Genomic DNA, 25,960 nt, shown 5'->3' on the forward strand with positions numbered 1-25,960 from the left:
GTTTAGCGGATCGTCAACACTCTCTCTTCACGCCACGGAGAAACGGCGCAGCACGTTCTCCATGATGTGGCTGACCGGACCGTCGAAGGCGCCGTCCTGCCACAGGCTGCCGCACCAGGTGATGGAGCCGGTGGCGAAGACGCTACCGCCGCCCGGCGTGTCGAAGATGACGATCTCCGCCCGCTTCAGCTCGTCCACCTTCTCCCCGCTGACGGTGGCGATGTGGGAGAGCAGCTCCTCCGGCACGGTGACGAAGGAGGATGGCGGGTCCTCCGACCGCGCCAGGATGGTCGTGCCTTCGGGCGTGCCGAGGGTGAAGTCGGCGCGGTCCAGTTCGAACCCGGCCGCGCCGCCCCCGGAAAGGCCGTAGTCGCCGAAGGTCTCGCCCGTCACGCCCTCGAAGATCCAGGCATGCTTCGGGGCGCGCGCGGCGGGCAGCAGGCGGTAATGCGTGCCCTCGAACAGGCCCTGGCCGGAGAAGCCGACGCCGGCCAGCATCTGCGGCGGGCGGCGGTTGCGTCGCCAGAGGCCGCCATAGCCGCCGTCGGTCTGGTGGTAATATTCGCCGGGTTCCGCGGCCCAGGCGCGGATGCCGCCCTCGGCGCGGCGCAGTTCCATCACGCCGGGCAGGCCGGGCGTCACCGCGACCCGCCAGTAGAATCCGTTGCCGCCGAGGTACATCATCCGCCCGCCGTCGCGCGTATAGGCAGCCAGCGCGTCGAGCGTCTGCGGCGTGTGGTATTCCGGATGCGATCCGGTCATCACCACGCGATAGGGCTTCAGCAGGTCCGCCCCTTCGTCGTGCAGGTCCTCGTCGGTGATGACGTCGAAGGCGATGCCCTTCGCCTCGAGCCAGGCAAGCAGGTGGGTGTCCGCCGGGTAGTGCCGCAGCCCCGATCCGCGCGCGTCGTCGAAGGTCAGGAAGCCCGGCCGCATGGTCAGGATCGGCCGCAGCCGCGAGGAGAACGCGATGCCGCTGCCGTCCGGATGCTTGTTGTAGGTGGAGCGGCCATAGACCGGGTAGTCGTCCGGATTGTGCGGATAGGCGCCCCAGGCCGCGACCCGCGCCTTGTACGCCGCATCGGCATTGCCGCGGGCGTGGTTCGCGTAGGCCTGGTAGGTGAAGGTCGAGGCGAGGAAGACCACCGGCGCCCGCGCCACGCCGCGCGGCGGCAGGACGTAGAGCGGCAGCCAGTCCTCCCCGCCCTCGCAGGTCAGGTGCAGGGCATAGGCGCCGCTGGGCAGGTCAGGGGGGACTTCGAAGGTGAAGTCCGTCTCCCAGCCGCAATCGCCGAGGTCGTCGGCGTGGAAATGGATGGCGGCGTAGTCGGCGGGCGCGTGGCGCCAACACATCTCGGCGCCGGACCAGCGGGCGCCGACGACGGCGCGGGTCGGCACGTTCACCAGTCGGCCATGGCAGCCCTGCGGACCGATGTCGATGATGTCCTGGGTCGCGATGTCGCGGGAGAAATCCCAGCCCGCGAGCAGTTCCGGCGCGAGCGCGGCAAGGGTCGCGTCCGGATGCGCCCAGGCGTCGCGATAGCCGGCGAGCAGCGCGGGATCCTCGACCTTGCCGGTCAGGTGCCAGCCCGCCGGCGTCCCGCCATGCGCCGCGATGGTGATGCGCCCGCCGCCGGCCGGCAGACGCAGCCCCTGCACCACCGCCGTCGCGACCTTCGCCGCGCCGCCCTCGAGCGGCACGCAGCCCACGGCCACGCGCCCGGTGCCCGGATCGGCGGAAAGCCAGAGGCGATGCCAGCGCCGCAGCGCCGGCGCCTGGCCCGTCGTCACCATCACCGAACCCTGCGCGCCATTGACCATGCCGGCCACGCCGTCGCGCCCGATCAGCAGCGTCGCGCCGGCGTCGCCCTCCACTTCGCTCAGCACGGCGGCCTCGCCCGGCGGCAGGGCGGCCAGCCAGACCAGCGCGGTCCAGGTGCAGGGTCCCGCCTCGCGACGCGGCGCGCGTTGCACCTCCGCGTAGGAGCCGGCATGGATCGGTTGTCGCCGCCCGCCGAAGGTCACGTCGAAGCGGTGCGACAGGTCCTCGAAGCGCAGGCCCGGTCCCGCCGGGTTCGGGTCGCCGGAGATCACGCGCACCAGGCGCGCCCGGGCGGCGCCGCCGTCCCGCACGCTCACGCGGGCCTGGAAGGTCTCGCCGGGGCGGTGGGAGAAGCGATCGAGGTAGCCGGTGACCGGCAGTTCCGCGATGGGCAGGGGCGGCGACATGACGATCGTCCTTCCGGCTGGGCGGATGAAGCGTCGGCGGTGAAGGACGGGGCGTCAATCCACCCGCAGTTGGCGCGACCGCGCGGAACGTGCCAGCCTTCGCCATCCAGGCAGGAGGTCAGCGATGGCGCAGGTGGTCCAGAGCCTCACCAACAGCCGCGCGGAGGAACGCGAATGGGCGCTCCGCTGCGACATGGCGGCGGTGTTTCGCATCGGTGCGCGGCTTGGCTGGAACGAGCACATCGGCAACCACAACAGCCTGATGCTGCCGGAGGAGGCGGAGCCGCGCTTCCTCATCAACCCGCGCGGCTACCTGTTCCAGGAACTGCGGGCGAGCGACCTGATCGTCTGCGACCTCGACGGCAAGGTGCTGCGCGGCAAGGGCGAATTGCGCAAGGTCGCCTTCCACATCCATTGCCGCATCCACCTGGCCAATCCGAAGGCGACCTGCGTGGTGCACGTGCATCCGCGCTGGCTGACGGCGCTGTCGATGATCGAGGGCGCGGAGTTCGCGCTGTCGCACCACAACAACCTGCTGCTGAACGACCGCGCGGTCTATGATGGCGATGGCGACCAGCCGGTGCACAGCAACGCGGAAGGTGATCGCATCGCGCGGCTGATGGGCGACAAGACCATCATGGTCATGCGCGGCCACGGCGTCACCGTGGTCGGCCCCACCGTGCACGACGCCTTCGACGAGACCTACATGGCCGAGCGCACGACCATGTACCAGATGACGGCCATGCAGACCGGGATGCCGCTGCACAAGCTGCCGGAAGGGCTGCGCCGCCACCACAGCGGCGCCTGGGGCGAGAAGCTCGACGCGCGGCTGCACCTCGACGCCTGGCGCCGGGTGCTGGACCGCGAGGAACCCGACTACGCCACGTGAGCGCCAGGGCAGATCCCGATCGGGTGGAATCGCCCGATCGGGTGAAGATGCCCGCTAGAGAAAGAACCTGGAGCGATTTCCGTGAGCCATGGCGAACGGAAACTGCTCTAGGCGCCGAACAGCGCGCGGCCGGGGATCGCCTCGATCAGGCTGCGCGTGTAGGCGCTGCGCGGCGCGGCGAAGACCTCGCCGATGCGGCCGGCTTCCTCGACCACGCCGTTGCGCATCACCGCGACCTCGTCGCAGAGCTGCGCGGCGACACGCAGATCGTGAGTGATGAAGAGGATCGACAGGCCGAGCCTCTCCTGCAATTCGCGCAACAATGCCAGCACCTGCGCCTGCACGCTGACGTCGAGCGCCGAGACCGGCTCGTCCGCCACCAGCACCTGCGGCTTCATCGCCAGCGCGCGGGCGATGCCGATGCGCTGGCGCTGGCCGCCGGAGAATTCATGCGGGTAGCGGTCCACCGCATCCGGGTCGAGGCCGACGGTGCAGAACAACTCCCGCGTTTCCGCCGCGGCCTGCGCCGCGGAAGTCCCGGCGGCGATCGGCCCCTGCGCCACCTGGGCCCCGACCCTCCGCCGCGGATTCAGCGAGGCATAGGGGTCCTGGAACACCATCTGCACCAGCCGCGCGGCATCCCGCCGCTGCTTCGGCAGGGGCGCGCCGCCGATGACGATCTGCCCGCCATCGGACCCGAGCAGCCCGACGACGCAGCGCGCGAGCGTGGACTTGCCCGAACCGCTCTCGCCCACGATGGCGAGCGTCGCGCCACGCTTCAGCGCCACCGAGACCTCGTCCAGCGCCTTCACCGCCTTGCGGCGCCGGAACACGCCGCGGGAGGCATAGGTCTTGGTCAGGCCGCGCACCTCCAGCACCGTGTCGTCCGCCAGCGGGCGCGGCTCGGGCGCGACCAGTCCAGGCACGGCGCGCAGCAGGGCGCGGGTGTATTCGTGCTGCGGTTCGGTCAGCACTTCCTTCGCCGTCCCCTGCTCCACCACATGGCCGAGGCGCATCACGGCGACGCGGTCGGCGATCTCCGCCACCACGCCGAAATCATGGGTGATGAACATCACCGCCGTGCCGTGGCGCTTCTGCAGGTCCTTAATGAGCGCCAGCACCTGCGCCTGCGTCGTGACGTCGAGCGCGGTGGTCGGCTCGTCGCAGATCAGCACCTCGGGTTCGAGCGCCAGCGCCATGGCGATCATCACGCGTTGGCGCTGGCCGCCGGAGAGTTCGTGCGGATAGGCGCGCAGCGCGCCCTCGGGGTCGGGCAGGTTGACCTCGCGCAGGGCGGCGATGGCGCGGCGCTCCGTCTCCCGCGCGTCGAGGCCGAGATGGACGCGCCACATCTCGCCGATCTGCGCGCCCACCGTCATGAGCGGGTTCAGCGCCGTCATGGGTTCCTGGAAGACCATGGCGATGCGGCGGCCGCGGATGGTGCGCCATTCCTCGGGCGACTTGGCGCGCAGGTCCTCGCCGCAGAGCGCCATCGCGCCCGATGCAATGGACAGGCCCGGCGCCAGCAGGCCCATGGCGGCGGACGCCGTCACCGACTTGCCGGAACCGCTCTCGCCGACGACGCAGAGGATCTCCCCCGCCGCGACGCTCAGCGAGACGTCCTCGATCGCGTATTCCCGGTCCGCGCCCTTGGGCAGGCGGATGGTCAGGCCCTCGACGGCAAGACGCACGGTCATCGGCCGCTCGCGATGCGCGGGTTGAGCGCGTCGTTCAGCCCCTGCCCCACCAGCGAGACGCCGAGGATGGTCAGCAGGATCGCAACACCCGGGATCGCCGAAACGTACCACTCGGTGCGCAGCACGTTGCGCCCGAGGCCGATCAGGTTCCCCCAGGACGGCACGTTCGGATCCGACAGTTGCAGGAAGGCGAGCGCGCTCTCCAGCAGGATCGCCACCGCCATCACCACGCTGGCATAGACGATCACCGGCGGCAGTGCGTTGGGCAGCACCTCCCGCAGGATCAGGTGCACGTCGCCGAGGCCCTGCACCCGGCAGGCCTGGACGAATTCCCGCGTGCGCAGGCTGAGGAATTCCGCCCGCGTCAGCCGCGCCACCGGCGGCCAGGACACCAGGCCGATCGCCACCGTGACCGTCTCGATGGTGCTGCCGAAGACCGCGACCAGCACCAGCAGCAGCAGGAAGTTCGGCAGGGTCTGGAACGCTTCCGTCACGCGCATCAGCACCGTGTCCGTCACGCCGCCATAGAAGCCGGCGACCGCTCCGATGGCGATGCCGATGACCACCGAGATGGAGGTGGCGACGAAGCCGATCAGCAGGGAAATGCGCGCCCCGTGAAACAGTTGGGCGGCGATGTCGCGTCCAGACGAATCGGTGCCGAGCGGGAAGCGCGGGTTCGCGCCCGGCCATTGCAGCGGCCGCCCGGCGAGGCCGAGCGGATCGCCCGGGTAGAACCAGGACGCCCCCACTCCCATGATGACGACCGCAAGCAGGATGGCGCTGCCCACCAGCGCCGCGGGGCTGCGGAAATAGGCCTTGAGCGCGCGCATCAGGACTCCGCCGAGATGCGCGGATCGAGCCGCGCATAGAGGATGTCCACCACGAAGTTGATCGCGATCACCAGCAGCGCCGAGACGAAGACGATGCCGAGCAGCGTGTTGAGGTCCCGCTGCACGACGCTCTCATAGGCAAGCCGGCCAAGACCCGGCAGGGCGAAGACGCTTTCCACCACCACCGACCCGCCGAGCATGGTGCCCGCCTGCAGGCCGATCAGCGTGACCATCGGCAGCATGGCGTTGCGCAGCACATGCTTCGCCACCACCCGCGTCTCGCTCAGCCCCTTCGCGCGCGCAGTGCGCACGAAGTCGAGGCTGAGCACCTCCAGCATCGAGGCGCGCATGATGCGCAGGTAGATGGCGAGGAAGATCAGCCCCAGCGTCAGCGTCGGCAGCACGAGGTGGCGCGCAATGTCCAGCATCGCCGCGAAGCCCGTGTAGTTCTGCGTGATGTCCCCGAAGCCGCCCGCCGGCAGCCATTGCAGATAGACGCTGAACAGCACGATCGCCATCAGCCCGAACCAGAAGGACGGCGTCGCGTAGAACACCAGACCGAGCATGGAGATCAGCGTGTCCGGCCACTTGTTCACGCGCCGTGCCGCCACCACGCCGAACAGCAGCCCGAAGAAGAAGGCGAAGGACAGCGAGGCGGCCATCAGCAGCAGGGTGGGCGGCAGGCGTTCCAGGATCACCGTCGCCACCGGCTTGCCGTAGATCGCGGAGAATCCGAGGTCGAGCGTGACCAACCGCATGAGGTACTGCCCGAGCCGCGCCGCGATGCCGAGATCGAGGCCGTAGAAGCGGCGCATCTCCTCGGCCATGCGCGCGTCGCCGCCGCCCATCTGCGCCATCAGCGCGTCCACCGTGTCGCCGGGCGCGAGCTGGAGCAGCAGGAACATCCCCACCAGGATCAGCAGCAGGGTGGGCAGCGAGGCGGCGAGCCGCCACAGCGCCAGGCGAAGAACCCTCAAGGCGCTAGGACGCCAGCCAGGTGTCGTGCCAGGTGGAGGACGCCCAGCGCGGATTGTTGCCCGCATTGCGGATGCGCCGGTTGAAGACCGATACAAAGATCTGCTCGATCGGCATCCAGAGTGGCAGTTCCGTCTGCACCGCGCGCACGAAGTCGGCGTAGAGCGCCTTGCGCTTCACCGGATCGACCTCGGTCGCCGCGTTGTCGATGATCCCGTCGATGCGCTCGTCCTGCCAGCCCCACTGGTTGGTCCAGGGCGCGCCGCGCGGGCTGCCGGAACGGTACCAGACCGTCGTGCTGACGGCGGGATCGCTGCGGTACTGGTGCCAGCCGGTCGCGAGGTCGAAGTTCCAGTCATTGTAGACGCTGCGCAGGAAGCCCGCGGCGTCGAGGCGCACGATCTCCACCCGGATGCCCGCCTGGCCCAGCGACTGCTGGATGAAGGTGGACCAGAGCTGGATGTCCTCGCCCCAGGGCGCGGGGTTCAGGCGCAGGTTGAAGCGTACGCCGCCGGCGCCGCGGCGGTGCCCGGCCTCGTCCAGCAGGCGGTTCGCCAGCGCCAGGTCGTAGCCGTATTGCGGCATGTTGGCGCCGGGGTAGTAGTCGGTCGACACCGAGGGGATCGGCCCGGTGCCGGGCTTGGCGAAGGGGCCGAGGAAGTTCTCGATGAAGAAGGGCACGTTGATGGCGTGCGCGATCGCCTTGCGCACGCGGATATCCGCCAGCACCGGATTGCGGAAGTTGAATTCCAGCGTGTTGTTGCGGACGTTGCCCTCGTTGCCGCGCGTCGTCGATTCGAAGCGCGGATCGCGCCCGAGGCGCTGCATGTCCGCGATGGACAGCGCCGAATAGGGGCTGAACAGGAGCTGCCCGGCCTCCATCTGCGCTGCCGCCGCGGCACGATCCGTCACCACGCGCCACACCACGCGGTCGAGGTAGGGCATGCCGTTGCGCCAGTAGTTCGGATTGCGCTCGGCGATGATGTGCTGGCCGCGCTCGTATTCAACGAACTTGAATGGCCCGGTCCCGATCGGCGCGGTATTGGCCGGGTTCTGCCGGATATCGCCGGTCTCGAAGATATGCTTCGGGGAGACGTAGCCGAGGTCCGGCAGCCCGCGCAGCAGCAGCCCCTGCGGCATCGGGCGCTCGTACTTGAAGATCGCGGTATGCGGGTCCGGCGTCTGCACCTCCGTCAGGAAGTGCTGCATCGTGGTCCCGTAGTTGAGGATCTTCTTCCACATCTCCATCGCCGTGAACTGCACGTCCGCGGAGGTGAAGGGCTTGCCGTCATGCCAGGTGACGCCGCGGCGCAGGCGGAAGACATGGGTCTTGCCGTCGGGCGCGCTTTCCCAGGATTCCGCGAGCGCCGGCGCCGGCCTGCCCTCGGCGTCGAGGTCGACCAGCGCCTCCTGGATCTTGCCGCCGACGATGTAGACGCCGGTCGAGGCCTGCAGCGAGGGATTCAGGATGCGCTGCTCGGTCGAGAAATGCACCGTCAGCACGCCGCCGCGGCGCGGCGCTTCCTGCGCCACGGCGCTGGCGGGGATCAGGGCGGCGGCACCGAGGAGGAAGGTCTCGCGGCGCGACGGTCCGTTCATCGTCTCTCTCCTGCCGATCGGATCAGGGGGCTTCGAAGATCACGGCGACGCCGGTGGCGAGGCCGGGAGGGCGCGGGTTGGGCGTGCCGAGCACCATGGCCGCGCCACCCTCGCGCGGCAGCGCGTCCTCGGCGCAGCCTGCCTGGCGGGCGATGACGGCGCGCGGCGCGAAGGCGATGTCGGCGCGGCCGGGCGCGGTGGCGACGAAGTGGACATCGCCCTCCTGCCGCACGGCGCTGTCGATCGCGGCGGCGAGCTGCCCGGCGGCGCCGGCGGGGTCCTCCGACGCCACGACCGCGCGCTTGATGCGCGTGACGCCGTTGGCATGCGTCTGGAGCGACGGCACCCACACGGCATCCCGCGTGCGGTGCTGGCAGGCGAAGATGCCGAGGCCGCCGATGCGCGCGCTGGTCGGCCAGCGGAAGACGGTGAAGCGCGCCTCCGTCTCGGTCCCGTCGGGCAGCGGCACGGGGCGGCCGAAATCCACCGGGCCGACGGCGTCCACGCCGCGGGCGCGCAGCGCCGCCACACCGGCAGCGGCGTCGGTGGTGGTGAAGGCGGCGCGGTCCAGCCCTTCCCGCTTCGCCACGAAGTCGCGCAGCGCCTGGTTGTGCGGGGTCGGCGTCACCGCGCCGAGCAGCTCGAGATAATCATCCCCGAACATCATCGTATAGTTCGCGCTGCCGATATGGGCGCTGTGCAGCCCGCGCGGCGAAAGGGTGAAGCCCAGCGCGCGCCAGGCGTCGGCAGCCGCGTCCACGTCGCGCACCGCGACCACGAGATGATCGAGCCCAACCAGCGTCGGCAGCATGCGTTGCTCCTCGGATGCGCGGGATACTAGGCACCCCGCCTGATGCGCCGCAACATCACGGGACAGGGATGGCGGGGCGCACCGGCTTGACTCCATACTCCGCCGGATGCGGCAGCGCGAAGTGCCTGCGAAGGGGGAAACGTAAGAATGTTCGGCGGCCTCACGCGGTGAGCAGCGTTCCGCGCGCGCCCTTCCTCGCGCCATTCCGCCAAAGGAGTTTCCGTTTCCAGTGGCCGGCGGACCTCGCCACCTCCTGGGCGTTCGAGATGGAGACGCTCATTCTCGCCTGGTTCGTCCTGACCGAGACCGGATCGGTGGTGTGGCTGACCGTTTTCGGCTCGCTGCAATTCGTCGGCACGCTGATCTCGCCCATGTTCGGCGTCGCCGGCGACCGAATCGGGCACCGCCGGGTGCTGTTCGCGATGCGCGCGGCCTATGCCGTCCTGGCGGGGATCCTCGCTGCGCTGGCGCTGACCGGCACGCTGGGCATCGCGGCGGTCTTCGTCATCGCGCTGCTGTCGGGGCTGGTGCGGCCTTCGGACATCGGCATGCGCAACGCTTTGGTCGGCGCGACCATGCCCGCAGCCTACCTGATGGGCGCGATGGGCATCGAGCGCATGAGCGCCGACACCGCGCGCGTCGTCGGCGCGCTGACCGGCGCGGCGCTGGTGGCCGTCCTCGGCGTGGGGCAGGCGTACCTGGTGGTGACGGGGCTCTACATGCTGAGCCTGGTGCTGATGCTCGGCGTGGCGGAAGGCCAGCTCCATGCGGGCGCGGCCGCGGCCGGTTCCGCCGCGGGGCGCGTGTGGCGGGACCTCATGGAGGGCGCCGCCTATGTCCGCGGCACCCCGCCGCTGCTGGCTGCGATGTGCCTGGCGTTCCTGGCGAACCTGCTTGCCTATCCACTGACCGGCGGCCTGCTGCCGCATGTGGCGCGCAACATCTACGGCATGGACCAGACCGGGCTCGGCACGCTGATGGCCTGCTTCGCATTCGGGGCGCTCGCGGGCTCGCTGATCCTCAGCGCGCGCGGGCCGCTCTTCCCGCCGGCGCGGACCATGCTGGCCGCGGCGGCGATCTGGTTCGCCCTGCTGATCGCCTTCGCGCGGGTGGAAAGCGCCGGCACCGGCATGGTGTTGCTGGCGCTCACCGGCTTCGTGCAGAGCTTCTGCATGGTGCCGATGTCCGTGATGCTGCTGCGCGTCTCGCGCGACGCGCTGCGCGGCCGGGTGATGGGGCTGCGGATGCTGGCGATCTACGGGCTGCCGGTCGGGCTGCTCGGCGCCGGGCCGCTGATCGGCTGGACCGGCTTCGCCGAGACGGCCGTGCTCTATGCGGGGGTGGGCCTCGCCTGCACGCTCGCCATCGCCTGGCACTGGCGCGGCCACCTGCTGCCGCGCGAGGCGCAGGCGAATGCGGTTCACGCGTGAGGATGCATCATGCGAAGGAGGCAGGGATCCGGGCGAGGTGAGAAGCCTCGCCCGGAATTGCCCGATGCCGCCGCCATCGGCCGGGACCGGTCCCGCGAGCCGGGCAGGCGGTTCCGCGCCCCGATGATCCCGCCCGGCCCGGCGCGCGCCGGGCGTTCCGCCTTCGCCCCCCCCCCGGGCATGGCCGCTCCGCGGCCTTGCGCGGGATGGCCGCTCCGCGGCCGTGCGCGGGATGGCCGCGCGCCGCGATCAGCCCAGGAATGCCCCGCCATTCACATGGATGGTCTGGCCGGTGACGTAGCCGCCCTCTGGCCCGGCGAGCATGCGCACCACGGCGGCGATCTCGTCCACCGCCGCCTTGCGACGCAGCGGGATGCCCTCGTCCCGGCCGAGGCCCTGCGGCATGGCGCCGGCGCTCGCGCCGCGCGTGGTGTCCACCGCGCCGGGAGCGACGCAGTTCGCGCGGATGCCGTGCGGGGCGAGTTCGACCGCCAGCGCGCGCATAAGCCCCTCGAGCCCCGCCTTCGAGGCCGAGACATGCGCGCGGTTCGGCGTGCCGACATGGGTCGAGATGCCCGACAGGCCGATGATCGACCCGCCGCCGCGCGCGATCATCAGCGGCACCACCGCCCGGCTCAGGATGAAGGCACCGTCGAGGGCGACAGACAGGATCTCCCGCCATTCCTCGAGGCTCATCTCCACGAAGGGCGTCTGGCGGCGCAGGCCGGCATTGCAGACGAGGATGTCGATCCCGCCGAGATCCGCGCGCACGCTCTCCACCATGCGCGCCACCGCCGCGGGGTCCGACACGTCCGCGAGTTCCGCCCGCGCCTGGCCGCCCGCGGCGCGGATCTCCTGCGCCACCGCCTCGATCGCCGCGGCGTCGGAGCGGCCGTTCACCACCACCGTCGCGCCGCCCCGCGCCAGCGTCAGCGCGATGGCCCGCCCGATGTTCTTCCCCGCGCCCGTCACCAGCGCGATCTTTCCTGCGAGTGCTCCACCCATCTCCGTCGCCCTTGTCCCGGTTTTTGCGTCGGCGCGCGGATAGCACGGGCGCGGCGGGATCGTCAGGGGCGCGCTTGACGCGGCAGCGCCGCCCAGGATCGGCGCAGCACCATCGCCACGACACGACCGCGGATGCGATCGGCCCGTCCGACGGCGACCATGCGCCACCTCGGCGCTTCGCCTGCTCCCTGGCGCGCGAGGCTATTCCGGCATATGGCGGGCTTCCGCCCCCCAATGCCGGAGATTGAGGCCACAGCATGCGGAACCGAAGCATCGGGGCGATGACGCATGCCGCTTCCGCTGGCATGCGGTTCGGCGGCGAAGGCTTCGTGCCGCTGTTCCTGACCGCCCTCCTCACGCTGCTGGCGAGCAAGGGCCTGGCCCTCATCCCCGGATATGCCGGCGATGACGTCCTGCGACTCTTCGAACCGACGCCCGGCCGGCGGTTCCTTGCCCAAGGGCGCTTCACGGAAGCGGTGATCGCCGTGTTGGCGAACCGGACGGGCCTGGGCTTCGACGTCATCTGGTGGCCGAGCGTCGTCCTGCTGATGCCGCTGGCATCGGTCGTCATCGCGCTTTCCGTTCAGCGCGCGACGAGGGGGACCTCCGCCCTGCCCTGGCAGTGCCTGGCGGCCGCTCTCGCTGCAAGCGCGCCCCTGTGGACCGAGATCTTCCTCTTTCGCACTGCCATGCCGGCGCAGGCTGCCGGGTGGCTTGCGCTTGGCGGCTTCCTTCGCGCGACCGACCTCTCCCGGCATCCGGCCGTCGGTGCGGGCCTCGCGGCGATCGCGGTCGCTGCCGGGGTCGGCGCCTATCAGCCGATCCTGGCCATGTTCCTGGCACTCGCCATGGTGGAGCTGGTCCCGAGCGGCGTTGACGGAAGGCGCCTCCGCGACCGCCTGCTGGCTCCGGCCCCGCTCGGCTTCGTCGCAGGCATTGTGCTTTATGCGGTTGTCGTGGCCGGCTCGGTGCTGGTCTTCGGGAGCGACGCCGTCGAGCAGCGGGGCGGCTTCATCTCCGTGGCCCAGATCCCGGATCGCGCGGTCGTCCTGCTGACCCACCTTCTCGACCCCTTCGGATCGCGGGATCCCGCCATGGCGGGCGCCCTGTTCGCGGCGCTCATGGGCTTCCTCGGCGCGGCATTGCTGGTGGCGATGCCGGCCGGCGCGGGGCGCGTCGCCCTGGCGGTCGCCATGCTGGCGGCGACGTCACTGGCCATCCTGGCGCCGCTGATGGCGCTGGCCATCGTCTGGTTGCCCGGTCGGACCCTCATGGCGGGAGGCTTCGTCATCGCCCTGGCCGTGGCGCTGGTCGGCCCGGCGATCCGGCCGGTGCCGGCGCGCCTCCTGCTCGTCCCGGGATTCGTCGTGGTCTTCCTCCAATGCGGTGCCTCCAGCCTGATGCTGCTGGATCAGCAACGGATGAATCGCTGGGACCTCGGCCGGGCGCGTCATATCGCGCGCGACGTGCAGGCGGTGCACGACGGCAGGCGCCCCACGGAGCTGATTCTCGTCGGGCTTGCGTGGCAGCAAGTGGGCCCGCCGCTTCGCACGGCCTGGTTCGACCGCAACATCTCCTCGCTGCGCATCGCATGGGCCGTGCAGGCGACCTTCCGGGAAGCGACCGGCGAAGCCTGGCAGGTCACGGGGCGCGACACGCACGAAGCCTGCCAGGGCAGCCCGGTCTGGCCGCAGGCCGGGGCCATCCATGCGCGCCCGGAGGGAACGATCGTCTGCGTCGGCACTGCACGATGACAGCCATCCGGCGCATCCGCCGGTGACGGTCGGCGCCTTTGGATATCAGGTCCCCGGCTCACCCCCGGGACGCGCGCCCGGTCCGACCGGGGTTGCGCCGGGGCGCCCCTCGCCGCCTTCCGTCACGGCCCGAGCGCGGCGAGATGCGCCTTCATCTCCTCCACCGGACAGGGCGAGTCCGGCGGCACCAGGGCGGGCCAGGTCTCGACCTCCGGCAGGCGGCCGGGATTGCGCCGTGCCAGCTCGGTCTTGATGAAGGGGCAGCCGGCCGGGCCGGCGAGCACGCGCCACAGATGCTGCGACGGGTTCAGCGGCCGGTCCATGAGCAGCGCGCGCAGCGCCTCCCGGTCGTCACCTTCGAGCAGGCCGGGCAGCGCGCGGTCGAGATAGACGCGTTCCGCCGGCTCCCGCAGCGCGGTCTCCACCAGCCCGGCATAGCCGAACAAGGCCGCGACGCGGTTCCCCGCCTCCCGCATCGCCCGCGCGAGGCGCAGTTCGCCGCGCTGCACGATCGTCCATTTCGACCGGCTCAGCCGCATCGCCGCGAGGAACGCCGTCAGGTCGGCAACCGCCTTCCGGCCATGCGCGAGCAGGAACCACGACTGCATGTGCGGCCCGCCCTGGATGCTTTCCAGCATGCCGTAGAAGCCCGGGCCGCCGGCGCGCATCGCGGCGAGATAGGGTTCCAGCGGCCGGACGGGACCCATGACGCTGTCGTTGGCAAGCAGCAGCTCGTCCATCCCCGGCCATCGCGCACGGGCGACGGGCACCAGGTCCTTCCATGCGCCGAAGTCGAGGCCGCGGTTGCGCCGGTGCACGACCAGGGCCGCGATGCGGCGCGCCTCCTGCCAGGACGCCTCGGGAAAGGCCGGGCTGTTCGAGACGAGCACCACCGCGAAGCCGAGGTCGCGATAGATCGCGAGCTGCCGCCGCACCATGCCGGTCAACGCGCCGTCCCGGCTGAACTGCACGAACACCGCGACGGCGCGGGCGTCGCGCATGGGGTCCGCGCCTTCCTCCATGCGCAGGATGGGGTCGGGCTGCTCCCGCCGCGCATCGATGCGGTCGAGGACGAAGGCCTTCGCCTGGTCGATCGCGAGGTCGTAGCCGCGGCGCGCGAAGCGGCCCCATCCCGCGAGCGTCGCGCCGAGGCGCCGCCCCGCCGCCATGCCGTGGCGCCAGCGCGCGAGGCCGGGGTCGTCGAAGGCCAGGTCGGTGAGGGCGGGACCTTTCACGGTCGTGGAACGCGGGGCGGCTCCGCCAGGCGACGCTCGGTGCTGGTGAGGCTGAGATTCGGGTTCCAGTACGGGTCGTTGTCCAGCAGTTCCGCCCATTGCGAGCGCATGTAGTCGATCTCGCCCTGGAAGCGCCGGGCCTTCGCGCCCGTCAGGTCGTCCCCGCGCGAGGCCGATTCCTTGTGGAACAGCACCGAGAACGGCGTCCACAGGTTGCGATATCCGCGCGCATGCAGGCGCAGGCAGAAATCGACATCGTTGAAGGCGACCGTCAGGTTCTGCTCATCCAGCCCGCCGACCTCGTCGTAGAGCGTCCGGCGGACCGCGAGGCAGGCGGCCGTCACGGCCGCGGCGCTGCGCGTCACGGCAAGCTGGCCGAAGGGGCCGGGATCGTCGCCCTGCGCGCCGAGATAGATATGGCCGGCGACGCCGCGCGGCCAGCCGAGCCCGAGCAGGACACCGGCATGCTGCACGGTCCCGTCGGGATAGAGCAGCTTCGCGCCGACCGCGCCGATCTCCGGCCGGACGGCATGGGAGACGAGTTCGCCCAGCCAGCCCCCTTCGATCACCTCGATGTCGTTGTTGAGCAGCAGGAGGATCTCGCCCCGCGCCTGCGCCACGGCGCGGTTGTTGATCCGGGAGTAGTTGAAGGGCCCCGGCTCCTCCAGGACCCGCACGCGCGGATCGTCGCGCAATTCGGCCAGCAGCGCGATCGCATCGGGCTCCGTGCTGCCGTTGTCGGCGACCAGCACCTCGATCGCGCGGTAGTCGGTCCGGTGCAGGATGCCCTCCATGCAGGGGCGCAGAAGCTCCGCGCGGTCGCGCGTCGGGATGATGATGCTGACGAGGGGCTCCGGCTCGGGCACCGGATGCACGATCCGCAGCAGCGCCGGCGCGAGCGGATTCGGCACGGCGCGCGCCGCCGACCCGGCCGCCGCCAGGGCCTGCTGCACCACCCGCTGGGCGGTTGCGGAGGCGGGTCCGGTCTGCGCGCCCGGCGCTCCGCCGACGTGGCACAGGATCGCGGGGATGTGGCGCACCGCGGCCGGCCCGATGGCCTGCACGGCGCGCAGCGCGAGGTCGTGGCATGCGCTCGCCCCGGCGTCGGCGCGAAGGCCGCCGACCGCGGCCAGCACGTCGCGCCGATAGGCCAGGAGCCTGCCGAAATAATCCTGCGCGAGCAGGAGCTCGGGATCGAAATCCGGCTTGAAATGGGGGTCGCCGCGGCGCCCCTGCGCGTCGATCCGGTCCTCGTCGGAATAGATCAAGGCCGCGTCGGGATGCCGCAGCGCCTCTCGCGCGATTCGGAAAAGGGCCTGCTCGGCGAGCCGATCGTTCCCATCCATGAGAATGACCCACTGGCCCCGGGCGATGGCGATGGCGGCGGTCAGCGCCTCCACGTCACCGGCGGCGGCGGCGGTGGGGAAACGGATGCGCGCATCCTTGCGCGCAGCCTCGACCAGGGGGGGCGCCGGCTCGGCACCGGGTGGACCGGCATGGGCGACGCAGATTTCCCACGACGGATGGAGCTGGCCGCAGACCGACGCGATGGCGGCGCCCAGGGCCGCATCCGGCACGCCGCGCGCGGACAGCACCACGGACATCAGCGGCGTGTCCGTCCAGCCGGCAATCTCGGCGCGGATCCGCGCGCGGGCCTCCCCGTCCAGGGTGTCGTAGTCGGCGATCCAGTCCTCGTAGGCGATCGCGGGCGGCGTCGGAACATACCGCCGGAGCACGGGCAGCAGGGGCCGCAGCAGCGGGCGGACAGCCTCCCGCAGGCGCGGGTTGCGCCGCACCCGCAGCCGCACCCACGTCAGGACCTGGACGAGGAGGCGCTTGAGACTCGGCAAGGCGGATCGTTCCATCGAGATCGGGCACGATCGGCAGGGCGGGGCCGGCCGGTCGCGCCCTCCCCTATCGCACGAGGCCCTTTGCCTCGAACACCCCCTCGCTCGATCCGGCCCCGGCCGCCCGGCGTTCGAGGAGCACCCCGTCGAAGAACGCCTCGAACTTCCGCACCTGGTGCCGCCAGCTCCACCCGGCGATGGACGCGAGGTTCTCCCGTGACAGGTCGGTGAACAGCGAGGGCGTGGCAATGAACCGGCGGATCGCCGCCTTCAGGCACTCCACCGACCGCTCCGCCAGGATGAACTCCGCCTGCCGGTGCCCGAACACCTCCGGGACGATGCCCACATCCGTGCTGATGACCGGTATGCCGCAGGCCATGGATTCGAGCACGGGGTTGGGCGTGCCCTCGATCCTGGACGTGCAGACATAGAGGTCGATGCGGGCGTAGTAGTCCGGCATCGCGGCGTGCGGGATGAAGGCCTGCTGGCGGTCGGCCATCTCGAGGCGAACCGGCGCCCCCTCGGCCCGGAGCTGTTCGACCGCCGGCTTCAGGATGGTGTGGACGCCCTTGAAGTCCTCGACTTCCGCTGTCCAGCCGCTGTTCCCGACCCAGCCGAGCACGATCTCGCGGTTCGCGACCGTCTCGAGGCGGCCAAGATCGGCGGGACGGAACAGTTCCGTGTCCACGCCGTCCTCGATCACCGCGCGCGGCGGGCGGAGGCCGTCGAAGCCGCGGTAGAGGCGGTCGAGCCGCCGGGAGGCGACATGATAGCCCGCCGCCAGGGTGTTGAAGACGCGCCGGCGCTGCGCGATGGCTGCGGGATCGATGTACAGGTGGTCATAGACCGCGGTGGTGATGCAGGCGTCCCGGATGTAGCGCGCGGCGAAGGTCTCGTAGTCCAGGCCCAGCCGCCGCGCGTATTCGACCAGCAGCGGGCTGTCGATCAGGCCGAGGTATTCGCGCCAGAAGACGTGGATCAGGTCGTAGTCCGGCGACTGGATCAGGAGCGGCCCGATGCCCATCGCGTCGGGCGGCAGGTGCGCGGCGACGCCGCCCGGGGCACGCCAATGCTCCTGGCCGAGTTCCGAGAGCCAGGTCATCGGCAGGATGTCGAAGTCGTAGCGATCGCCGAGATGCCGGCAGATCTGCCGCGAGATATTCGCGAAGGCCCAGCCATCGGTATCGATGACGAGCGCGATGCGCGGCTTCCCGCCCCCCTTGCCGCGAACGGTCGGATCGTGACCCATGCCGCTAATGGCCCTGATCCGGCCCGCGACGGCGGAGCCATCCGGCGGCAAGCTTCGCCGTCGTCGGGGACAGGCGCCGCACGCGCTCCACCATGCCACGCCAGCGCAGGGCGGCGGGCAGCAGGTCGTCCCGCTCGTGCGTGAGGGCATCCCGCTCGTGCGTGAGGGCATCGAGACGGGCGCGCAGGTCCGCTTCCTGCTCGGCGCACTCGCGGATCCGGTCGCGCAGCTCGGCTTCCTGGTCGGCGTATTCGCGGATCCGGGCGGCCATGATCTCGTTCTCGCGCTGCAGTGCCGCCCCGAGAACACGCTCCTTCGGCGAGGCGTCGGCGGAAGGCGCCGGCGCGGCGGCCGCGCCCTGCGGATACGCGGCCATCATCGCGGCGTAGGCATCCATGGACAGGGCATGGACCGCGCCGGCCCCCGCCACGCGGCCGGGGGCATTCCAGACGCCGACGAAGTAGCTGCACGTTTCCGGCGCAGGCGCCACAGCCGAGGAGGGGACGCGCAGGCTCGCCTCCATGGTCTCGACATGCACGATCCGGGGAAGCCCGTCCGCCGGGCCGTCGGGGTCCGCCGCGAGCGGCACCGCGGCGAAGCCGAGCGCAGCGCTGCCGATCATCCACTGCACGGCGTCGCCCAGCACGCCCCGGGTCAGCGCCTGGAACTCCGGCAGCGTGAACTTCCGAAGGTGATAAGGGTTGGACTCGTGTGGCGGGTAGTACCAATGGTCGTTCGGGCAGGTCAGGATGATGATCGCATCCGGCGCGGCGACCCGCCGGATCGCTTCCAGGAAACGCACCGGGTCCTGGACATGCTCGATCGTCTCGATGGAAACGACGAGGTCGAAGCTGGCCTCGGGGAAGGTCTCGGCCAGCGTCTCGCCCTGGCCGGTGTCGAAGCTGATGCGAGGATCGGAAAAGGTCGCCCGCGCACGGGCCACCGCGTCATCGGCGACATCGATGCCGCGCACCGAGGCCGCGCCCGCCTGGGCCATGAGCCAGGAGCCGTATCCTTCCCCGCACGCGATATCGAGAACGCGCCTCCCGGCCGCAAAGGGCAGGGCCAGCGCATAGCGCCCGACATGGATGGAGGCCTCGACGGCGCTGTACTCGTCCTCGAGCGTGACCTTGAGTCGTTCCATCGCGCAGCGATCCACCTTGCCAGCTTTGCCGTGTGCAACGGCCAGGACTACCAGCGGCGGCGTGGCGGGCGACCCGGCCACTCTGCGGCAGCCCCGGCCGACCGGGCGCGATCCTACCACCTCTCGTCAGCGGCGCGAATGACGGGGCGCCACCACCGGAAGGCAAGGGCTGCTGCGCGCTGCGACCGAACATGCCCTCGGCACCCTGGCCGGGCCGTTCGCGGCCTGGCGATCGGAACCGTTGGCGCAGCGGCGGGCGTGGCTATATAACCGCCCCGGCGCACGAAGTCCTCGCGATGCCGCAACGTTCTGTCCCTTGAGATTGGTTCCCGGAATGCCTTTCGGCGTCAGGTCGCTGCGACAGGCGGGTCCGCTGCCGCACATGCCGCACATAGTGTTGCCGCCCGTCGGTCCCACTTCCACCCATGCGCTCCGCGACGCCGGAAGGAAGGCTACGTGACCTCCCCATTCGCGTTGGCGCGCAGCGTCGCGGTCCGCCTCCGGCGGCGTGCGCCGGAACTGGCCTCGGATCCGGCATTTGCGACATTCGTGCGGGAAGTGGGGGACGCGGTTGGCTACCTCCAGGCGAATCCCGACGTCGCCGCAGCCCGAATCGACGCCTACCAGCACTGGCTCGAGCACGGGTTTCGCGAAGGCCGCGAATTCCCGGGCCTCGAAGTCTGTCGCGGCGCGGCAGCCACCAGCGGCACGGGATGGCGCCGCTTCACCTGGCGGGGCGAACCCATCGCCGCCCGCGCCCGAATCCCGTTTCCGGCTTCGATCCTCGGGCAGATCATGGCGCAGGCACGGCACGATCCGGCCATCCTCGCGCCCGGCGCGGACGCCATAGGCGAGTTGCGCCGCTTCCACGCGACGGATCTGCTCGACCGCGACGGAATCGACATTGCGCGGGTGCTTGCCGCAGTGCCCGAGCGTCCCGCAGCCGTGTTCGTCCTGCCCTTCCTGCTGTCAGGCGGTGCGGAGAAGTATGCGGCGGACCTGGTGGACGCGCTGGCGACCGCCGGCGGCGGGCCCATTCTCGTGCTCCTCACCGACCAGACCGAGGCAGAGGCGCGCGGCTGGGAGGATCTCTCGATCCTCGCGCCGTTCCGGCAGGCGAAAGTGGTCTTCTGGCGCGACGTCTGCGACGGCTTCGGCCACTCGAGCCCCGCGACGCTCGGACGCTTCCTCAACGCGCTGCGGCCGGACCGGATCGTCGTGGTCAACAGCCGCGTGGGGCTGGAGACCGTGGCGAAGTTCGGGCGCGGCCTCGGCCAGTTCGCGCGCATCGCCTGCGCCTATTTCAGCATGGGCAGGAATGCGATCGGGGCACCCTACGGCGCACGATTCCCGCGCAGGACGCTGCCCTTCGCGCTGGCGCTGACCGACAACGACCCGATGGCCGAGACGTTGCGGGGCCTGTACGGCGAGATGCCCGGTCCCGGCATTGCCATGCTCCCGTCACGCATCGCGCCGGCCGACGAGGCGACCTTCGGCGCGCGCCTCTCGGCCCGGCGCGCGCGCGCCCTCCCCCCCGGTGCACCGCGGCGCTGGGCCTGGGTGTCGCGCGTCGAGCCGTTCAAGGGCACCGCGCTGCTCGCCGCGCTGGCGCAGTCGCGGCCGGCGGACCGCTTCGACGTGTTCGGTCCCTGGCAGGTGGAGCCGAGGTCGCTCGGCCTCGGCCTGCCGAACATCACGCTGAAAGGCACCCTGCCGGACGTCGCGGCGGCCGACTTCAGCGCGCATGACGGCTTCCTCTTCACCAGCCTGTTCGAAGGCATGCCGAACGTCGTGCTGGAGATGAGCCAGCAGGCGATCCCGATGGTGCTGGCCGACGTCGGTGGCCTGCGCGGGACCTTTGACGAGCGCGCCGCCGTCTTCGTGCGCCACGGCGCCAACACGCGGGAAAGCCTGACCGCCTTTTCCGCCGCGCTCGACCAGGTGGCCGCCATGACGCCGGAGGAGGCGGCCGCGATGGGTGCCGCCGCGCGCGACCAGGCGCTCGACCGCCATTCCCCGGACGCACATGCACGCAGCGTCGCCACCCTTTTCGGCCTGACATGACAGACACGCCCGACATCACGGTCACCGTCATCCTGCACCGGGAAGGCCCGCTCGCGCTGCCGGCCCTGTCGTCGATGCACGATCTCGTCATGCGAGCGCGTGCCGCAGGCCTGGCGGTCGAGGCTCGCGCCGTCCTCGACCGTCCCGACGATCTCACCCGACGCATGGCCGCCACGCGCGGCAACTGGCTCGATGCCGTTCAGGAGGTGTCGGTCGGCGATCTCGGTCTCGCGCGCAATGCAGGCGTCGCCGCCGCGCATGGCCGGTTCCTGGCCTTCCTGGACGGCGACGACCTTTGGGGCGAGGACTGGCTCCATCTCGCGCATCGGGCGGCCACCGCGGCCAATGCGCCGCCGGAGGCCATCTGGCACCCGCAGTCGCTGTACTATTTCGTGGAAGGCGATTTCGACCGCCATTCCACGCACGAGATGCCGCACGCGGCGGCGCAGTCCTTTCACATGTGGCACCACGCCAGCGACACGCCCGGCTTCGATCGCGACGTGCTGTTCCTGAACAATATCTGGACCGCGAATGTCTTCGCGCGACGCGAGATCCACGAGCGGCACCCCTATACCGCCGTGGACCGGAGCCGCGGCTTCGGCGTCGAGGACTGGTCCTGGCACATGGAGACGCTCTGGGACGGGTTGGGCCATTTCGTCGTGCCGGACACGGTGCACCTGATTCGCGTCAAGGATGCCGGCTCGCTCGGCCAGCAGAACACCGCCGAAGGGTTGCTGCCGCACCTGCCGCCCGGCGCCGCCCCGCGGCTGGGTCCGCAGCGGTCGGCGCCGCAGGGCGCGGAAGCCGTCTGATTGCACATGACGGGACCCCTGCTCATTACCGGAGGCGCGGGCTTCATCGGGTCGCACCTCGTCGATGCGCTGCTTGGCGCCGGGCACGCCGTGCGGGTCCTGGACGACCTTTCGACCGGCAAGCGAGAAAACCTCCACCCGCGCGCCGAACTGATCGAGGGCGACGTGACGGATGCCGCGCTGGTGCGCCGCGCTGCGCAGGGCGTTGCCGGCATCGTCCATCTCGCCGCGATCGCGTCGGTCGAGCTTTCGAACCGTGACTGGCTGGGCACCCACCGGGTCAATCAGACCGGTACGGTCGCGGTGCTCGATGCAGCGCGGCATGCCGGGCGGGTCCCGGTCGTCTATGCTTCCTCCGCCGCCATCTATGGCGACCAGGGCGAGGGAGCGATCGCCGAGAACGCGCGACCGGCCCCGCGCACCGCCTATGGCGCCGACAAGCTCGGCAGCGAACTGCATGCCGGCGTCGCGGCCGGCGTGCACGGAGTGCCGACCATCGGCCTGCGATTCTTCAACGTCTATGGACCACGCCAGGATCCGTCCTCGCCCTATTCGGGGGTGATCAGCATCTTCGCCGCCCGAATCGCCGCCGGCGAGCAGGTCGTCGTGCATGGCGACGGGCGCCAGGTGCGCGACTTCGTGTATGTGAGCGACGTCGTGGCCCATCTGCGCGCTGCGCTCGCGGCGCTGCAGGCGGCCGAGGCGCCCTCCGCGAGCGTCTTCAACGTCTGCACGGGACGGGCGACCTCCATCCTCGATGTTGCGCACACGCTCGCCGATGTCATGGGGTGCAAGGTGGATATCGCGCACGGGCCCGCGCGCTCCGGCGACATCAGGACCTCGATCGGGAACCCCGCGGCGGCGCGGGCGGCGCTCGGGATCTCGGCAGCGGTTTCGCTGCATGAAGGGCTGAGCGCGACCTGCGCGAGTGTCGCCTGACCCGCCGACCCTGAACCGGATCGGCACGCCGGCTGCCTTCGCTGCGCGAACGTTCCGCTCATGCTGCCGAACCTGGCCGACGCAAGCTTCGGCGGCATGGCGCGCGAGGCTGGCGGGGCGGCCGCGCGACATCGAACCAGGTCAGCCGAGAGGCTGGCCGGTATCAGGTTGGCTGGAGCGTTCGCTGAACGAGGCGGGCCATCCGCCCGGATGGAGCCAGCCGGGACGCGTCCGACCTACGCGGCGCCCAGGACCTCGTCCGGCGTCCCGTCCGCGGTGATGCGCCCGCCCTCGAGCCGGATGGCGCGCGTGCACCATTTCCGCACGATGGTGGTGTCATGGGTCGCGATCACCAGGATCTCGGCATCGGTCACCATGCGCGAGAGGCGCTCCTCGGCCTTCACCATGAACTCCGCGTCGCCGGCGAGGAACCATTCGTCCATCAGCAGGATCTCGGGCGTCAGCGCCGTTGCCATGGCGAAGGCCAGGCGCACGTTCATCCCCGCCGAGTAGCCGCGGATCGGCATGTCGAGGAAGTCGCCGAGGCCGGCGAAGCCCGCCACGTCCTCGGCGAGCGCGTGGCCTTCGGCCTCCGTCATCCCGCGGTAGAGCGCGCGCAGGACGACGTTCTCCCGCCCCGTCAGCAGGTTGTCCATTCCGGCGGCCGGGTCGATCAGGGAGCCGATCTCGCCGGACACGCGCAGCCGGCCGGCGACCGGCTCGTAGATGCCCGCGACCGTCCGCAGCAGCGTGGTCTTGCCGGCGCCGTTCGGCCCCACCAGCGCGACGCGCTCCCCGCTGCCAATGGTGAAAGTCAGGTCGCGCAGCGCCGCGACGACGATGCGGTTGTCCTCGTCCTTCCGAAGGCGGAGGCGCGAGGATGAAAGGATGCGCTGCTTCAGCGAGCGCGCATTGTGGTGATAGAGCGGGAACTCGATGGCGAGCCCGGACGCCTCGATCGTGGCCATGCTGTCAGACCCAGAAGGCGATGCGCCCGCGGAAGCGGACGAAGAGCGCCCAGGCGCCGGCCGAGAGCAGTGCGGTCCACAGCACCGCCATGCCCCATATGACGACGCTGCCCGTGCCGCCAATGAGCGGGTCGCGCACGGTTTCCATCAGCGCGAAGAAAGGATTGAGCGGCAGCAGCGGCTCCCAGTGGCCGACCATGTCCGGCTTCCAGATCACCGGCGAGATGAAGAAGGCGAGCTGCATCACGGACCCGACGATCGGCGGGATGTCCCGGAAACGCGCGCAGAGCATGCCGAGCAGGATGGAAGCCGCGAAGGCCGCCACCGCGAACAGGATGAGGCCCGGTATCGCGAGCAGCGCGCCCCAGCCCGGCGCCACGCCGTACAGGGCGAAGACCACCGCGATAAGCGGCAGGTTGTGCGCGGCGACCACCGCGTTGCGGAACACCACGCGGAGCGCATGGACGGTGTAGGGAAGCGGCATCTGGCGAATGACGCCCTCCGCCGCTGTCAGGCTGGTGGTGGCGTCGGTCACCATCTGCGAGATCACGCCCCAGACGATCAGGCTGACCGACAGCCAGGGGAGATATTCCGCCACGTCCATGCGGAACAGCTTGGCGTAGAGAATCCCGAGCGCGGCCAGCGTCACGGCAGTGGAGATCGTCAGCCACAGCGGCCCGAGCACCGAGCCGCGGTAGCGATGCGTGATGTCGCCGCGCGCCAGCGCCCAGGCCAGGCGCCAGCGCGCGAAGCCGGTGGCGATGTCCTCGCGCGCGCGCAGCCGCCGCTGCGGATCGGCGGCATCGAATTCGTGGACCGGGCTCGGGGGGTGACGCATCGGCGCCGGCTTCTACACGCCTTCCGCAGCAGCAGGAAGGGCGCGGCTACTTGCCGCCGCGCGCATCCACCGGGCCGCCGCCGTAACCACCACCATAGCCGGCGCCATAGCCGGCCGGCGCGGCGCCCCCGGCACGCGACAGGCGCACCCGGTCGCCCTGGGTGATGACGACGCGCTCGCCCACCGCCAGGCCGAGTTCGTTGGTCTGGATGATCGAGCGGGTCGCGCCGTTGTCGTCGCGAATGATGAATTCCATGGCGTCGCCACGCGTCACGCCTTCCTCGACCGCCGCGCCGGCCAGGCCGCCGGCGAGCGCGCCGATCACGCCACCCACCGTGCGCGCACGCCAGTCGCCGCCGATGGTGCTGCCGAGCACGCCGCCCGCCACCGCGCCCGTGCCGGCGCCGATTCCCGTGCGCGTGCCCTGCACCGCGACCGGGCGCATGCCGACGATGGTGCCGTAGGACACGTAGCCCGAGCTGCCGAGGGCATAGCGGTCCACCGTGGTGTTGGTGGCCGGGGCACAGGCGGAAAGCCCCGCGCCGAGTGCCAGCACGGCACAGATCGGCGCAAGGCGGCGGACGTCGAACATGGTCCCGGTCTCCCTGATGTCTCGCCCGGCGGCGCGGGCAGTCGGCGAGTAACGTCGCCGCGTCATGGCCACAATCCCGTGGGTCACTGCTACCCGTGGCGCGGTTGGCGTTGCAAGAACCCCACATGGTGTGGGTTTCGCGCAAGACTTGACCCGGCGCCACGGCCTAGCCTACGCAACATTTCAGTTTGTTGCGCCACACGCCTGTAAGTCGGGGCAAGCCTGGGTGGGACGGATGGGGATCCGGACCACCGCTTAGGGGGGCAGGCTCCGGGGAAGGGCCCGATGGAGACCAGGGGGATGACCGGATCTCGCAAGGGCGGTGCCAGGGCCGTCATGGCCGCGGGCCTGATGGCGTTGTTGGCTGCCTGCGCCCAGAACGGGCAGCGGGCCGCGAACAACGGGCCATATTACAACCGGCCCGACAGCGCGACGCCGCCCGGCCCGCCGGGCGACCCGTGGGGGCCGTGGATTCGCGACGCCTCGCGCCGCTTCGACATCCCGGAACGCTGGATTCGCGAGGTGATGCGCCAGGAGAGCGGCGGGCGGGCGAATGCGACCTCCCCCGTCGGCGCCATGGGGCTGATGCAGGTGATGCCCGGCACCTACCGGGAACTGCAGGCCCGCTACAACCTCGGGTCCGACCCCTACCACCCGTATGACAGCATCCAGGCCGGCGCGGCCTATCTGCGGGAGATGTACGAGCTCTACGGCTCGCCCGCCTTCCTCGCCGCCTACAATGCCGGCCCGCGCCGGCTCGAGGACTACCTCTGGGGCGGCCGCGGCCTGCCGAACGAGACGCGCAACTACGTCGCGCGCATCGGCCCCCGCATCGAGGGCGCGCACCCGAACCGCCGCGCGCCGGCCGAGGTCTATGCGGCGGCCGACATCGGCACCTACATCCCGGCCGGGCCGCGGCAGATCACGGGCACCACCGCGCTCGCGCTGCGCGAACAGCGCCAGGCGCCGGCCCCGGTCCAGATGGCCGAGGCGCCGCCACCGCCCCCGCCGGCCGCGCCGCGCGTCCAGGTGGCGAGCCTCGCCCCGATGGCG

General features: G+C 71.0%; 21 protein-coding genes. 7 read left to right on the forward strand and 14 right to left on the reverse strand.

Annotated features, from left to right (window positions below; all coding sequences use genetic code 11):
* Window positions 1-27 precede the first annotated feature (27 nt).
* Entirely contained in the window at window positions 28-2,229 is a 2,202-nt protein-coding gene (locus GXW76_RS15895) for a N,N-dimethylformamidase beta subunit family domain-containing protein (RefSeq protein WP_211863071.1), read from the reverse strand.
* A 124-nt stretch (window positions 2,230-2,353) separates the two neighbouring features.
* On the opposite strand from GXW76_RS15895, the gene GXW76_RS15900 reads away from it, so the two are divergent.
* Window positions 2,354-3,118 carry a class II aldolase/adducin family protein gene (locus tag GXW76_RS15900; RefSeq protein WP_211863072.1) on the forward strand — a complete coding sequence of 255 codons (765 nt, stop codon included), beginning with the start codon at window positions 2,354-2,356 and terminating at the stop codon, window positions 3,116-3,118.
* Between the two features lie 107 nt (window positions 3,119-3,225).
* On the opposite strand, the gene GXW76_RS15905 is transcribed toward GXW76_RS15900, so the two are convergent.
* Genes GXW76_RS15905 through GXW76_RS15925 form a run of 5 tightly spaced genes read right to left on the reverse strand, consistent with a single transcriptional unit; the run spans window position 3,226 to window position 9,030 of the window.
* A complete protein-coding gene (locus tag GXW76_RS15905; RefSeq protein ID WP_211863073.1) occupies window positions 3,226-4,815 on the reverse strand; it encodes an ABC transporter ATP-binding protein in 1,590 nt (529 codons plus the stop codon).
* A complete protein-coding gene (locus tag GXW76_RS15910; RefSeq protein ID WP_211863074.1) occupies window positions 4,812-5,645 on the reverse strand; it encodes an ABC transporter permease in 834 nt (277 codons plus the stop codon). The genes GXW76_RS15905 and GXW76_RS15910 overlap by 4 nt, the downstream gene beginning before the upstream one ends.
* Window positions 5,645-6,622 carry an ABC transporter permease gene (locus GXW76_RS15915; RefSeq protein ID WP_211863075.1) on the reverse strand — a complete coding sequence of 326 codons (978 nt, stop codon included), beginning with the start codon at window positions 6,620-6,622 and terminating at the stop codon, window positions 5,645-5,647. The genes GXW76_RS15910 and GXW76_RS15915 overlap by 1 nt, the downstream gene beginning before the upstream one ends.
* Window positions 6,623-6,626: 4 nt before the next feature.
* A complete protein-coding gene (locus tag GXW76_RS15920; protein WP_211863076.1) occupies window positions 6,627-8,219 on the reverse strand; it encodes an ABC transporter substrate-binding protein in 1,593 nt (530 codons plus the stop codon).
* A gap of 22 nt (window positions 8,220-8,241) precedes the next feature.
* The gene (locus tag GXW76_RS15925; RefSeq protein WP_211863077.1) at window positions 8,242-9,030 is read right to left on the reverse strand and encodes a VOC family protein; all 789 of its coding nucleotides are present in this window, start codon (window positions 9,028-9,030) and stop codon (window positions 8,242-8,244) included.
* Window positions 9,031-9,197: 167 nt separating this feature from the next.
* Here GXW76_RS15925 and GXW76_RS15930 point away from each other — a divergent pair, with 167 nt between their 5' ends.
* The gene (locus GXW76_RS15930; protein WP_338150978.1) at window positions 9,198-10,460 is read left to right on the forward strand and encodes an MFS transporter; all 1,263 of its coding nucleotides are present in this window, start codon (window positions 9,198-9,200) and stop codon (window positions 10,458-10,460) included.
* A gap of 249 nt (window positions 10,461-10,709) precedes the next feature.
* Here GXW76_RS15930 and GXW76_RS15935 read toward each other — a convergent pair whose 3' ends face one another.
* The gene (locus GXW76_RS15935) at window positions 10,710-11,465 is read right to left on the reverse strand and encodes an SDR family NAD(P)-dependent oxidoreductase (RefSeq protein ID WP_211863079.1); all 756 of its coding nucleotides are present in this window, start codon (window positions 11,463-11,465) and stop codon (window positions 10,710-10,712) included.
* Window positions 11,466-11,722: 257 nt separating this feature from the next.
* Here GXW76_RS15935 and GXW76_RS15940 point away from each other — a divergent pair, with 257 nt between their 5' ends.
* On the forward strand, window positions 11,723-13,219 hold the full coding sequence (locus tag GXW76_RS15940; RefSeq protein ID WP_211863080.1) for a glucosyltransferase domain-containing protein: 1,497 nt from the start codon (window positions 11,723-11,725) through the stop codon (window positions 13,217-13,219).
* A gap of 122 nt (window positions 13,220-13,341) precedes the next feature.
* Here GXW76_RS15940 and GXW76_RS15945 read toward each other — a convergent pair whose 3' ends face one another.
* The 4 genes from GXW76_RS15945 to GXW76_RS15960 form a co-directional block, all read right to left on the reverse strand.
* On the reverse strand, window positions 13,342-14,454 hold the full coding sequence (locus GXW76_RS15945; protein WP_211863081.1) for a rhamnan synthesis F family protein: 1,113 nt from the start codon (window positions 14,452-14,454) through the stop codon (window positions 13,342-13,344).
* Window positions 14,451-16,304, reverse strand: coding sequence for a glycosyltransferase family 2 protein (locus GXW76_RS15950; RefSeq protein ID WP_211863082.1), 1,854 nt, complete (start codon window positions 16,302-16,304; stop codon window positions 14,451-14,453). Before GXW76_RS15950 ends, GXW76_RS15945 begins: the two co-directional genes overlap by 4 nt.
* 64 nt (window positions 16,305-16,368) lie before the next feature.
* The gene (locus GXW76_RS15955; RefSeq protein ID WP_211863083.1) at window positions 16,369-17,550 is read right to left on the reverse strand and encodes a glycosyltransferase family 4 protein; all 1,182 of its coding nucleotides are present in this window, start codon (window positions 17,548-17,550) and stop codon (window positions 16,369-16,371) included.
* A gap of 4 nt (window positions 17,551-17,554) precedes the next feature.
* Window positions 17,555-18,694: a class I SAM-dependent methyltransferase gene (locus GXW76_RS15960; protein WP_211863084.1), complete on the reverse strand. Its 1,140-nt coding sequence runs from the start codon at window positions 18,692-18,694 to the stop codon at window positions 17,555-17,557.
* A 456-nt stretch (window positions 18,695-19,150) separates the two neighbouring features.
* Here GXW76_RS15960 and GXW76_RS26165 point away from each other — a divergent pair, with 456 nt between their 5' ends.
* Genes GXW76_RS26165 through GXW76_RS15975 form a run of 3 tightly spaced genes read left to right on the forward strand, consistent with a single transcriptional unit; the run spans window position 19,151 to window position 22,509 of the window.
* Window positions 19,151-20,758, forward strand: coding sequence for a glycosyltransferase (locus GXW76_RS26165; RefSeq protein ID WP_211863085.1), 1,608 nt, complete (start codon window positions 19,151-19,153; stop codon window positions 20,756-20,758).
* A complete protein-coding gene (locus tag GXW76_RS15970) occupies window positions 20,755-21,570 on the forward strand; it encodes a glycosyltransferase family A protein (protein ID WP_211863086.1) in 816 nt (271 codons plus the stop codon). The genes GXW76_RS26165 and GXW76_RS15970 overlap by 4 nt, the downstream gene beginning before the upstream one ends.
* Window positions 21,571-21,576: 6 nt before the next feature.
* Window positions 21,577-22,509 carry an NAD-dependent epimerase/dehydratase family protein gene (locus GXW76_RS15975; protein ID WP_211863087.1) on the forward strand — a complete coding sequence of 311 codons (933 nt, stop codon included), beginning with the start codon at window positions 21,577-21,579 and terminating at the stop codon, window positions 22,507-22,509.
* A gap of 236 nt (window positions 22,510-22,745) precedes the next feature.
* Here GXW76_RS15975 and GXW76_RS15980 read toward each other — a convergent pair whose 3' ends face one another.
* Genes GXW76_RS15980 through GXW76_RS15990 form a run of 3 tightly spaced genes read right to left on the reverse strand, consistent with a single transcriptional unit; the run spans window position 22,746 to window position 24,907 of the window.
* Entirely contained in the window at window positions 22,746-23,477 is a 732-nt protein-coding gene (locus GXW76_RS15980) for an ABC transporter ATP-binding protein (protein ID WP_211863088.1), read from the reverse strand.
* Window positions 23,478-23,481: 4 nt separating this feature from the next.
* Complete coding sequence (locus tag GXW76_RS15985) at window positions 23,482-24,315, reverse strand: ABC transporter permease (protein WP_211863089.1); 834 nt, start codon at window positions 24,313-24,315, stop codon at window positions 23,482-23,484.
* Window positions 24,316-24,361: 46 nt separating this feature from the next.
* Entirely contained in the window at window positions 24,362-24,907 is a 546-nt protein-coding gene (locus tag GXW76_RS15990; RefSeq protein ID WP_246514418.1) for an outer membrane lipoprotein, read from the reverse strand.
* A gap of 300 nt (window positions 24,908-25,207) precedes the next feature.
* On the opposite strand from GXW76_RS15990, the gene GXW76_RS15995 reads away from it, so the two are divergent.
* Window positions 25,208-25,960, forward strand: a 753-nt coding sequence (locus GXW76_RS15995; protein ID WP_211863090.1) for a lytic transglycosylase domain-containing protein, incomplete at its 3' end; no start/stop codon positions are given.

This window comes from Neoroseomonas soli, assembly GCF_018129065.1.
In the GTDB taxonomy this organism is placed as follows: Bacteria; Pseudomonadota; Alphaproteobacteria; order Acetobacterales; family Acetobacteraceae; genus Neoroseomonas; species Neoroseomonas soli.

What these genes read in the sequence shown, in the direction of transcription:
- GXW76_RS15975 (WP_211863087.1), top strand. Translation starts at nt 21,577, where the DNA reads ATGACGGGACCCCTGCTCATTACCGGAGGCGCGGGCTTCATCGGGTCG.
- GXW76_RS15970 (WP_211863086.1), top strand. Translation starts at nt 20,755, where the DNA reads ATGACAGACACGCCCGACATCACGGTCACCGTCATCCTGCACCGGGAA.
- GXW76_RS15900 (WP_211863072.1), top strand. Translation starts at nt 2,354, where the DNA reads ATGGCGCAGGTGGTCCAGAGCCTCACCAACAGCCGCGCGGAGGAACGC.
- GXW76_RS15955 (WP_211863083.1), bottom strand. Translation starts at nt 17,550, where the DNA reads ATGGGTCACGATCCGACCGTTCGCGGCAAGGGGGGCGGGAAGCCGCGC.
- GXW76_RS15925 (WP_211863077.1), bottom strand. Translation starts at nt 9,030, where the DNA reads ATGCTGCCGACGCTGGTTGGGCTCGATCATCTCGTGGTCGCGGTGCGC.
- GXW76_RS15990 (WP_246514418.1), bottom strand. Translation starts at nt 24,907, where the DNA reads ATGTTCGACGTCCGCCGCCTTGCGCCGATCTGTGCCGTGCTGGCACTC.
- GXW76_RS15980 (WP_211863088.1), bottom strand. Translation starts at nt 23,477, where the DNA reads ATGGCCACGATCGAGGCGTCCGGGCTCGCCATCGAGTTCCCGCTCTAT.
- GXW76_RS15920 (WP_211863076.1), bottom strand. Translation starts at nt 8,219, where the DNA reads ATGAACGGACCGTCGCGCCGCGAGACCTTCCTCCTCGGTGCCGCCGCC.
- GXW76_RS15895 (WP_211863071.1), bottom strand. Translation starts at nt 2,229, where the DNA reads ATGTCGCCGCCCCTGCCCATCGCGGAACTGCCGGTCACCGGCTACCTC.
- GXW76_RS15960 (WP_211863084.1), bottom strand. Translation starts at nt 18,694, where the DNA reads ATGGAACGACTCAAGGTCACGCTCGAGGACGAGTACAGCGCCGTCGAG.
- GXW76_RS15985 (WP_211863089.1), bottom strand. Translation starts at nt 24,315, where the DNA reads ATGCGTCACCCCCCGAGCCCGGTCCACGAATTCGATGCCGCCGATCCG.
- GXW76_RS15940 (WP_211863080.1), top strand. Translation starts at nt 11,723, where the DNA reads ATGCGGAACCGAAGCATCGGGGCGATGACGCATGCCGCTTCCGCTGGC.
- GXW76_RS15905 (WP_211863073.1), bottom strand. Translation starts at nt 4,815, where the DNA reads ATGACCGTGCGTCTTGCCGTCGAGGGCCTGACCATCCGCCTGCCCAAG.
- GXW76_RS15935 (WP_211863079.1), bottom strand. Translation starts at nt 11,465, where the DNA reads ATGGGTGGAGCACTCGCAGGAAAGATCGCGCTGGTGACGGGCGCGGGG.
- GXW76_RS15910 (WP_211863074.1), bottom strand. Translation starts at nt 5,645, where the DNA reads ATGCGCGCGCTCAAGGCCTATTTCCGCAGCCCCGCGGCGCTGGTGGGC.